General features: G+C 68.3%; 8 protein-coding genes and 1 pseudogene. 5 read left to right on the top strand and 4 right to left on the bottom strand.

From position 1 onward, the window contains the following. Together G3O00_RS36420 and G3O00_RS36415 are read left to right on the top strand one after the other, a co-directional pair. Window positions 1-597 (top strand): FAD-binding oxidoreductase (locus G3O00_RS36420; protein WP_206145903.1); only part of this gene is annotated, 597 nt, incomplete at its 5' end. Window positions 598-713: 116 nt separating this feature from the next. Further along, entirely contained in the window at window positions 714-1,388 is a 675-nt protein-coding gene (locus G3O00_RS36415; RefSeq protein ID WP_206145902.1) for a TetR family transcriptional regulator, read from the top strand. Window positions 1,389-1,463: 75 nt separating this feature from the next. Here the strand turns inward: G3O00_RS36415 and G3O00_RS36410 are convergent, their stop codons facing one another. After that, the gene (locus tag G3O00_RS36410; protein WP_206145901.1) at window positions 1,464-3,257 is read right to left on the bottom strand and encodes a phospholipase D-like domain-containing protein; all 1,794 of its coding nucleotides are present in this window, start codon (window positions 3,255-3,257) and stop codon (window positions 1,464-1,466) included. Between the two features lie 105 nt (window positions 3,258-3,362). Continuing rightward, window positions 3,363-4,121, bottom strand: a complete 759-nt coding sequence (locus G3O00_RS36405) for a DeoR/GlpR family DNA-binding transcription regulator (RefSeq protein ID WP_011353988.1) — start codon at window positions 4,119-4,121, stop codon at window positions 3,363-3,365. 208 nt (window positions 4,122-4,329) lie between these two features. Between G3O00_RS36405 and G3O00_RS36400 the strand changes: the two genes are divergently transcribed. The 3 genes from G3O00_RS36400 to nadE all read left to right on the top strand — a co-directional run bounded on the left by G3O00_RS36400 (window position 4,330) and on the right by nadE (window position 6,668). After that, window positions 4,330-4,515 carry a hypothetical protein gene (locus G3O00_RS36400; RefSeq protein ID WP_006480515.1) on the top strand — a complete coding sequence of 62 codons (186 nt, stop codon included), beginning with the start codon at window positions 4,330-4,332 and terminating at the stop codon, window positions 4,513-4,515. Window positions 4,516-4,707: 192 nt separating this feature from the next. Next, on the top strand, window positions 4,708-5,577 hold the full coding sequence (locus tag G3O00_RS36395; protein WP_206145900.1) for a DMT family transporter: 870 nt from the start codon (window positions 4,708-4,710) through the stop codon (window positions 5,575-5,577). A gap of 242 nt (window positions 5,578-5,819) precedes the next feature. Next, the gene (gene nadE / locus G3O00_RS36390) at window positions 5,820-6,668 is read left to right on the top strand and encodes an ammonia-dependent NAD(+) synthetase (protein ID WP_206145899.1); all 849 of its coding nucleotides are present in this window, start codon (window positions 5,820-5,822) and stop codon (window positions 6,666-6,668) included. A gap of 75 nt (window positions 6,669-6,743) precedes the next feature. Here the strand turns inward: nadE and G3O00_RS36385 are convergent, their stop codons facing one another. Both G3O00_RS36385 and G3O00_RS36380 read right to left on the bottom strand, forming a co-directional pair. After that, entirely contained in the window at window positions 6,744-8,420 is a 1,677-nt protein-coding gene (locus tag G3O00_RS36385; RefSeq protein WP_174935569.1) for a peptidase S1, read from the bottom strand. 75 nt (window positions 8,421-8,495) lie between these two features. After that, window positions 8,496-8,801 (bottom strand): annotated as a pseudogene (locus G3O00_RS36380) (peptidase S53); the annotation flags it as partial.

Below are 8,801 nucleotides of genomic sequence, written 5' to 3'. Positions count from 1 at the left end.
AAGGACGGCGTGTTCGCCGGCGGCGGCTACGCGCGCGGCGTGTCGCCGCGCATCGAGCGCGCGGTGCTGCCGATCGCGACCTACGTGATCGCGACCGAACCGCTCGGCGCGCGCCTGCCCGACGCGATCGACGCGCCGTACGCGATCTACGACACGCGCTTCGCGTTCGACTACTACCGTCCGCTGAAGGACACGCGCATCCTGTGGGGCGGCCGGATCTCCGTGCTCGACCGCGGCCCCGACGCAATCGCGCGCCTGCTGCGGCGCGACCTGCTGCGCGTGTATCCGCAACTGGAAGGCGTGAAGGTCGACTACGCGTGGGGCGGGCTGATGAGCTACGCGCGGCACAAGATGCCGCAGATCGGCCGCGACGCGGACGGCGTGTGGCATGCGATCGCGTTCGGCGGCCACGGGATGGCGCCGACCACGGTGGCCGGCGAAGTGCTCGCGGCCACGCTGGCCGAGGGCCGGCCGGTGCCGGAAGGCTTCAACGCGTTCGGGCTCACACGCACGTTCGGGCTGGCGGGCCTCGCTGCCGCACAGCTCACGTACACGGCGTACCAGGCCCGCGACGCGCTCGCGTCCTGCCGCCGCTGAGCGGCGGCCACGGCGGCCGAAACCGCCCTGCCGATTAGAGCGGAAGGTCGGCCGGGCGGGGATTTCCCGCATGCTAGAATGCCTTTTCCAAGCCGCCGAAGCCACAATAAAGTCACATGAAAGCAGGAAGCAAGGCCGCCACGTCCGACACCCGCGCGCTTCCGTCCGATGCGCGGCGCAAATACGATCCCGAGCAAACCAAGCGCAACATCCTCGACGTCGCCACGCAGGAATTCTCCGCGATGGGCCTCGCCGGCGCGCGCGTCGATGCCATCGCCGAGCGCACGAACACGACGAAGCGGATGCTCTACTACTACTTCGAAAGCAAGGAAGGCCTGTACGAGGCCGTGCTGGAGAAGGTGTACGGCGACATCCGGGCACTCGAGCAGGAACTGCACATCGGCGACATGGAGCCGCGCGAAGGCATGCGCCGCCTCGTCGAATTCACGTTCGACTATCACGACAAGCATCGCGACTTCGTCCGCCTCGTGTCGATCGAGAACATCCACGGCGCGAAGTATCTCGAACAGCTCAAGTCGTTCAAGAACCGCAACGTCAGCATCATCAAGACGCTCGAGGAACTGGTCGAGCGCGGCGCGGCGAGCGGCGCGTTCCGCAAGGACATCGACGCGTTCGACCTGCACCTGCTGATCAGCTCGTTCTGCTTCCACCGCGTGTCGAACCGCTACACGTTCGGCGCCGCGTTCGGCCGCGATCCGTCGGCACCGCGCCTGCGCGCGCGGCATCGCGACACGATCGCCGACGCCGTACTGCGCTACGTCGCCGCCTAAGCGGCGCCAGCAGCCCGTTTCCCTGCCAGGCTCACGCCGGGCGCGCGACGTCCGCTCCCGGCGTTCTCGCGTGGGTCAATCCGTCGGCGCCGTCGACGCCAGTGCGATCCGCGCCTTCGCTTCCGGGCTTCCCGCCACGTAATACTTCTTCGCCCAGCTCGAATCGGGCGCAAGCGCGAGCCGCGCATGCGCGCCCGTGCCCCCGTCCGTGCCATGCTGCTTCGCATTGATCGTCAATGCCCGCGCGCGGTAGTGCTCGTACAGCCGCAGGAATTCCGCGAGATAGATCGCCGCGATCCGCTGGTCGCGGATCTCGAGCAGGTTCTCGTCGTTGTACTGCTCGGAATTGCGGCTCATGTTCGCCGAGCCCGTATAGACGACCGGATTCGCGCCCTCCGCATCGATCACGATGAACTTGTGATGGATCACGACGGGCGGAAAGGCCGGCGCCGGCTCCCCCAGAAACAACCGCAATTCCGGCTCGAAACCCTGCGGCACGGTGGCCGGCGAGAAATACGCGGCATCGATCACGTCGTGGTTGTCGCGGCTGCGGTGATACAGCTCGAGGTTCGCGAGCGTCGCTGCATCGAGCGTCTGGCCTGCCTGCTGCTCCGCATCGGCCTTCGTCGCGCTGCCGACGTTGATCTTGTTCACCAGCCCGAACATCATCAGCCCGCGGTCGCCGGCCGCGAAGCACGCGTCGCGCAGCGCCGCATCGGTCGGCATGAACAGGCAGAACGACACCGAATGCCTTGCCGCCGCGATCGCGGCCACGATCGTGTCGATCTCGGTGCGCTGCCCGGCCGGCTCCGGCGAAAACGCGAGCCGTACCTGCGCACTGCCGATCGTCATCGGTTCCGACCAGCCCGGCGACAGCTTCGCCGTCTCCGCGATCGACGGATTCCCGGCCAGCGCATGCGCACGATCGTTGTACAGCGCGGCGAGCGCGGGCGAGTCGAACGCGTGCAGCACGTTCGCCTGCTCCGTGAGCCCCTCGGTCGTGAAGTTCGCGGAACCGGTCAGCACGCGTGAGGGCGCCGCATTCGACGACGCATCGGTCACGATGAACTTGTCGTGCATGATGTGCGTCTTGTCGCGCGGCGCGAGCGTCGCGAGACCCTGCAGCGCATCGACGGCCGGCTGGTTCGGCGACGGCAGCGGCGGCTTGCCCTTGCGCGCCGTCGTGTGCGCGTCGTACACGATCGCGAGCGACGCTTCGCCGTGCTGGCGTCCGAACGCTTCGAACGCGGGCAGCGCCCACAGCGTGTCGGTCAGGTGATAGACAGCTGACGCCGCGCGCGACGCGGGGTCGAGCATCTCCGCGAACACCTGCTCCATGTCGTTCGCGAGCCACGTGCGCAGCTTCAGCGCCTGCGCGGCGCTCGGCGCCGCATTCGGCGCGAGGCCCAGCGCCGCCACCTGCTTCGCGAAGGCCTGCGAGCTGACCACCGCGCGGTTGAACCACGTGCCGATGCCGTCCTCGATATGCGCGGGCAGCACGACGTCGCACACGCCGGCTTGCGCGTCGAGCACCTGCAGGTTCGCCGGCGTGCCGACGACCGGATACACGTCATAGCGGAACGACGCGCCGCGATCCTGCGGATCGATGCGCGCGTCCCACCACATGAATTTCTGGATCGGCGCCTGGTCGGTCGGCGCGTCGCCCTGCGTGTGCGCGGCCGGCCCGTCGAACGTCAGGCGGTTCGGCAGCCAGCTGTTCGGCGCGCGCGTCTTGCCGTCGGCCGACCAGAAGCCCGGCGTGCGCCGGATCGCGAAACCGAGGAAATCGGACCGCGACGCCGCATCGGGCCAGTCGAAGGCCAGCAGGACCAGGGTGGGGGAAAGATAGCTGCGCACGCTGACGGTCATTCGTTGCTCCCTGGCCTTGCGGCCGGTCGAGGTGAATGGGTCAGTGTTGACGGCGGTTCTTCCCTGGGAATGACGGTTCGATGAACCTTGTATGTCGGACGCGCGTCAGTCGCACACGAGCAGTTCGATCCCGCGTGCGGTCAGCGCGCGACGCACGGCCTTGTCGGGCGTGCGTTCGGTCACGAGATAGCGGGCAGCCGCCGTGCCGTTGATCCGCACCGGCGTCACGCGGCCGAATTTCGAATGGTCGGCGACGATCATCGCGGTGCCGGCCGCCGCGATCATCCGGCTGCGCACCTCGGCCGCGAGCCGCGAGTAGTCGGTGCATTCACCGTCGGGCGTGATGCCGCCGGCGCCGACGAACGCGAAATCCACGTGGTACTGCGCGAGCTGCTGAATCGTGTCGAGCCCGAAGGTGGCGTCCTCGTCGTCGGACAGCTCACCGCCGAGCAACGTCACGCGGTTGCCGTTGCGCCGCGCAAGCACGAACGCGGTACGCCAGTCGTTCGTGTAGATCGACAGCCGGTGCCGGTCGGCGAGCGCGAGCGCAACCGCATGCGGCGTGCTGCCCGAATCGATCAGCACCGACGCATCGTCGGGCACGAATTCGGCCGCGCGCCGCCCGATCGTGCGCTTCGCCTCCGCGTTCGCGGCTTCGCGCTCGGACAGGCTCGGCTCGCGGCGATCCGCGGCCAGCGCACCGCCGTGCGTCATCACGAGCAGGCCGCGTGCGGCCAGTGCGTTCAGGTCGCGCCGCACGGTCTCGCGCGACACGTCGAGCGAGCGGACGAGCTCCGCGACCGACAAGGCGCCCGACCGTCCGAGTTCCGACAGGATGAATTGATGACGTTGTTCCGCCAGCATCGCGTGTACGCCCGAGGCGACTGGTTATGGGTAAGCCGACCATTGTATTACGGCCGTTTGACCGGCATTTGACTGCGACGGGAAACGACGCAGGCCGCATTTCCCGAAAGCGAAATTCTGAATTGCCTGACGCGCGCGAATCGGCGCGGCCCCGGTTGCTACACTTTGCGCTTCGCCGAACGACCGACCAAGCAAAGGGGCTCGCGCCATGTATCGCAAAGGCAGTGTGATCGAAATCCAGTTTCCGCCCGAACGTCTCAACGACGCGGCCGGCGATCCGTACTGGATCGACCTGACGCTCGACGAGGCCCGCCGGCTCTACGAACAGCTCGCCGCGCGCTTCGCGACCGACGCGCGCGCCAACCAGCCGCTCGACACGTTCTCGATCGACTGATCGCCGCGGCATCACGCTCGCCCGCTCCGCCTCCGGGGCGGCGCCACCTTCCCCCAGCACCGCCCCGCCCGAATCGACGGCCGCATGCGCGGCACGCAGCATGAGTGCAGGATTCGACAAGACGCCCGCATCGCTTCCCCCGATACTGGCCGACCTTACGATTCTGTCCGGCCGCCTCGCGGCCCGCCACGCATGCTGACCTCGATCGTCGCCGCCGCTTTTGTCGCACTCTGGTCCACCGGCTTCATCGTTGCGCGGGCAATCAAGCCCTACGCCGATCCCAACCTGTTCCTGCTCGCGCGTTTCGCGGGCACGGCCGCGCTGTTCGGCCTGGTGGCGCTCGTCGCGCGTGCGCCTTGGCCGGCCCGGCGCGAATGGCCGCGCCACCTGATCGCGGGCGCGCTGCTGCAGGGCGTCTATCTCGGCGCGCGCTACTGGGCCGTCGCGCAAGGGCTGAACGCGGGCGTGATGGCGCTGCTCGGCGCGTTGCAGCCGCTCGCCACCGCCGTGCTCGCCGTCCCGCTATTCAATGAGCGCCTGCCCGCGCGCGGCTGGTTCGGGATGGCGCTCGGGCTCGCCGGCGTCGCGCTCGTGCTGGCGCCGAAGGTCATGGGCGGCGTCGCGCCGCCGCCGGGCGCCGCGCCCGCATGGCTCGTCGTCGGCGTGTCGGTACTCGCGGTCGGGTCGATCACCGCCGGCTCGCTGTACCAGAAAGGCAAGCTCGCGCAGAGCGACCTGCGCACGGCGGTTGCCATCCAGAACTTCGGAGCGGCGATCGTCGCAGCCATCTTCGTCGCGCTGCTGCACGAGACGCGCTGGATCGGCGCGCCGGCGCTGTGGGTGTCGCTCGTGTGGGGCGTCGTGTTCCTGTCCGGCGGCGCGGTCACGATGCTGATGTGGATGCTGCGGCGCGGCAACGCCGCGCGCGCGACGTCGCTGCTGTTCCTCGCGCCGCCGCTGGCCGCGCTGCAGGGCTACTGGCTGTTCGGCGAAACGCTCGCGGCGATCCAGCTCGCCGGCTTCGCGCTCGCGCTGGTGGGTGTCATGCTCGCGCGGCGCTGACGCCGCCCGCCCGTGTGCGCGGTCGTGCGGTTGCAGGCACGCCGGCCGCCACACGCATCGAATACCGGCCGCGCGAACGCCCGTTACGCGGCATCGATGCACCCGCCCGGCGCACCGTGCACCACGGCGATGCGGCCGTCTCGCCGAAGCAACGCGAAATCGCCGGATCGCACGCCCGGCGCGGCGCCGCGCCGCGATTGCGCTTATGATGGGCGCCTTGATTTCGTTCCGGAACTCCCTTCATGACATCCGCCGATTACGCCAGCCGCCAACGCGCGATCATTGCCGAACTGAACGTCGCCCCGCAATTCGACGCCGAAGCCGAGATTGCCCGCCGCGTCGAGTTCCTCGCGCAATACCTTCGTTCGACCGGCCTGCGGACCTACGTGCTCGGCATCAGCGGCGGCGTCGATTCGTCGACGGCCGGCCGGCTCGCGCAACTGTCGGTCGAAAAGCTGCGCGCCGACGGCTACGATGCCCGCTTCGTTGCGATGCGCTTGCCGAACGGCGTGCAGAACGACGAAGCCGATGCGCAGCGCGCGCTCGCGTTCGTCCGTGCGGACGAGGAACTGACCGTCAACGTGAAGCCGGCCGCCGACGCGATGCTCGGCGCGCTGGCCGCATCCGGCCATGTGTTCGAGACGCCGGCGCAGCAGGACTTCGTGCACGGCAACATCAAGGCGCGCGAGCGCATGATCGCGCAGTACGCGGTGGCCGGCGCACGGCGCGGCATCGTGATCGGCACCGATCACGCGGCCGAGTCGCTGATGGGTTTCTTCACGAAGTTCGGTGACGGCGGCGCGGACATCCTGCCGCTCGCGGGGCTGAACAAGCGTCGCGTGCGCGCGGTGGCCCGTGCGCTCGGCGGCGAGGAACTGATCGTGATGAAGGTGCCGACGGCCGACCTCGAGGAACTGCGCCCGCTGCGCCCCGACGAGCACGCGTACGGCGTGAGCTACGACGAGATCGACGATTTCCTCGAAGGCAAACCCGTTGCCGACAACGTGTACGAAACGGTGCTGCGCTTCTACGACGCGTCGCGCCACAAGCGCGCGCTGCCGTACACGATGTTCGACTGGCCGACTGCATAAGCCGGCCGCCCGGACTGAAAGAACACGCCGCGCGCACCGCAACGGCTGCGCGCGGCGTCCTGCCGACGGGTATCGCTACGCGTGCCCGCCCGTCTTCGTCGCCTGCAGCGCACGAATCCGCATCCGCGCACCCGTATCGCTGACCGTCGCGTCGTACATCGCCGCGAGATCGCGCTTGAGCGCGGTGCGCGAGCCGCCGTCGAGATACACCATGTGCCCCGACGGATAGAAACGCGCGGACAGGTTCTGCCGCACCTTCTGATCCTCGAGCGGCATCTGCTGCAGGTCGATCACGGTCTGGTAGAACGGCGTGACGAAATCGTAGAAGCCGTTCGCCGACAGCACCTTCAGGTCGACATTCAGCGCCATCACCGCGGCGAGATCGCCGGCCGTATAGAGGATCACGTTCCCCTGCGCATCGATGCCCTGCTGCGCGCCGGTCGGGTCGATATGGCTGAAATCCCAGTTCTGGAACGCCTGGTCGTTCAGGTCGGTGAACGCGGAATTCGACGTGAACTTCAGCTGTTCGTTCAGGTAGCTGTTCCACATCGCCGTATAGACGCCCGTCACGGCCGTCATCGTCGGATCGTTGCCGCCCGAGTTCGGGTCGATCTTGCCGGCGATGCCCGACGAGATCCCGGTCACGCGGCCGTCGTACGAGCCGAGCGCGAGCCCCTGCGCATGCAGCAGCGTCGTCAGGAACAGCGAATTGCCGCGCGTGTCGTAACCGGCGATGTTGAGACTCCACGACTGCAGCGTCGCCGTATCGATGCCCGTGTATTGCGACAGCTTCTGCACGGCGGCCGGGTCCGCATGCGGGACCGTGCGCAACGCGTTCAGGTAGTCGGTGCGCGAGAACTGCGCGACTTCCTCGACGAACGCGCCGAGATCGGTCGGCGCCGGCGTGACACCGAGCTTCTTGTGATACCACGCATCGGCCGCCGCAGTCGGCAGCGCGCCGACCGGGTTGCCGGCCTGCCGGTAGTCGAGGATCGACGATTGCAGCGTGACCCCGTTCAGGTCGACACCGTCCTCGTGCAGCTTGTACGCGAGCACGCAGCTGCGTGCCGTGCCGTACGATTCGCCGAACAGGTACTTCGGCGAATTCCAGCGGTTGTTCTTCGTCAGGTAGCGCTTGATGAACTGCTTCAGCGAATCGGCATCCTGGTCGACACCCCAGAAGTTGCGATTCTTGTTCGGCGCGACGGCCGCCGAATAGCCGGTGCCGACCGGGTTGATGAACACCAGGTCGCTGTGGTCGATCATGCTGTCCGGGTTGTCTTCCATCTGGTACGGCGCGGGCGGCGTGAAGCCCGGCATCGACGTCTTGATGCGCTTCGGCGCGAACGAGCCCAGCAGCACGAACACCGACGACGAGCCCGGCCCGCCGTTATAGAAGAACGTCACGGGCCGCGTTTCTTCCTTCGCGCCGTCGGCCGTGAACGCGACGTAGAAGAGCTTCGCGGCCGGCTGTGAACTGCTCGGGTCGACCGTCACGAGGTGGCCGGCCGTCGCCGTGTAGGCGATGCGCTTCCCTTCGATCAGGATCGTGTGATGCGTGATCGCGGCCGCCTCGGTCGTGTCGGTCACCGAATCGTCGGGGCCGTTGCCGTACGCGACCGGATCGAAGAACGGCTGATCGCGGCCGTGGCTGAGCGCGACCGGGTTGACGGTCGGCGGCACGCCATGCGAATTGTGGTCGCCGTGATGCAGCGGATACACGCCGCCGGAGGATGCGGAATCGATGCCCATCGTGCTGCTCCTGGAGGTGAGAAAAAGGCGCGGACAGGACGCCCGCGCCACACGGAAAGACGTGTACCGCAGCCGTCAGCTCGACGGCTTGCGCGTCAGGATCGCGGCGAGCTGCGCGCCGTTCGGGCTGCCGAGGCCCGTGCACGCATCCCAGCCCTGCGCGGCCGCATACGTGCCGTTCGAGCCCTGCGTGATGTCGCGCAGCGCGCCCGGATTCTTGTAGAGCACCGGGTTGACCCAGCCGGCGGTCGCACCGCCCGCTGCGCCCGCCGCCGCACTCGCCGCCGCATTGATCCGCGCGATCAGCGCGGCCCACAGCGGTGCGACCGCGCTCGTGCCGCCCATCACCGTGGCCGTGCCCGCGATCGACACTTCGTAGCG

Source organism: Burkholderia sp. Ac-20384 (assembly GCF_017104605.1).
Lineage (GTDB): Bacteria > Pseudomonadota > Gammaproteobacteria > Burkholderiales > Burkholderiaceae > Burkholderia > Burkholderia lata.
This window is presented reverse-complemented; position numbering and strand designations above follow the sequence as displayed.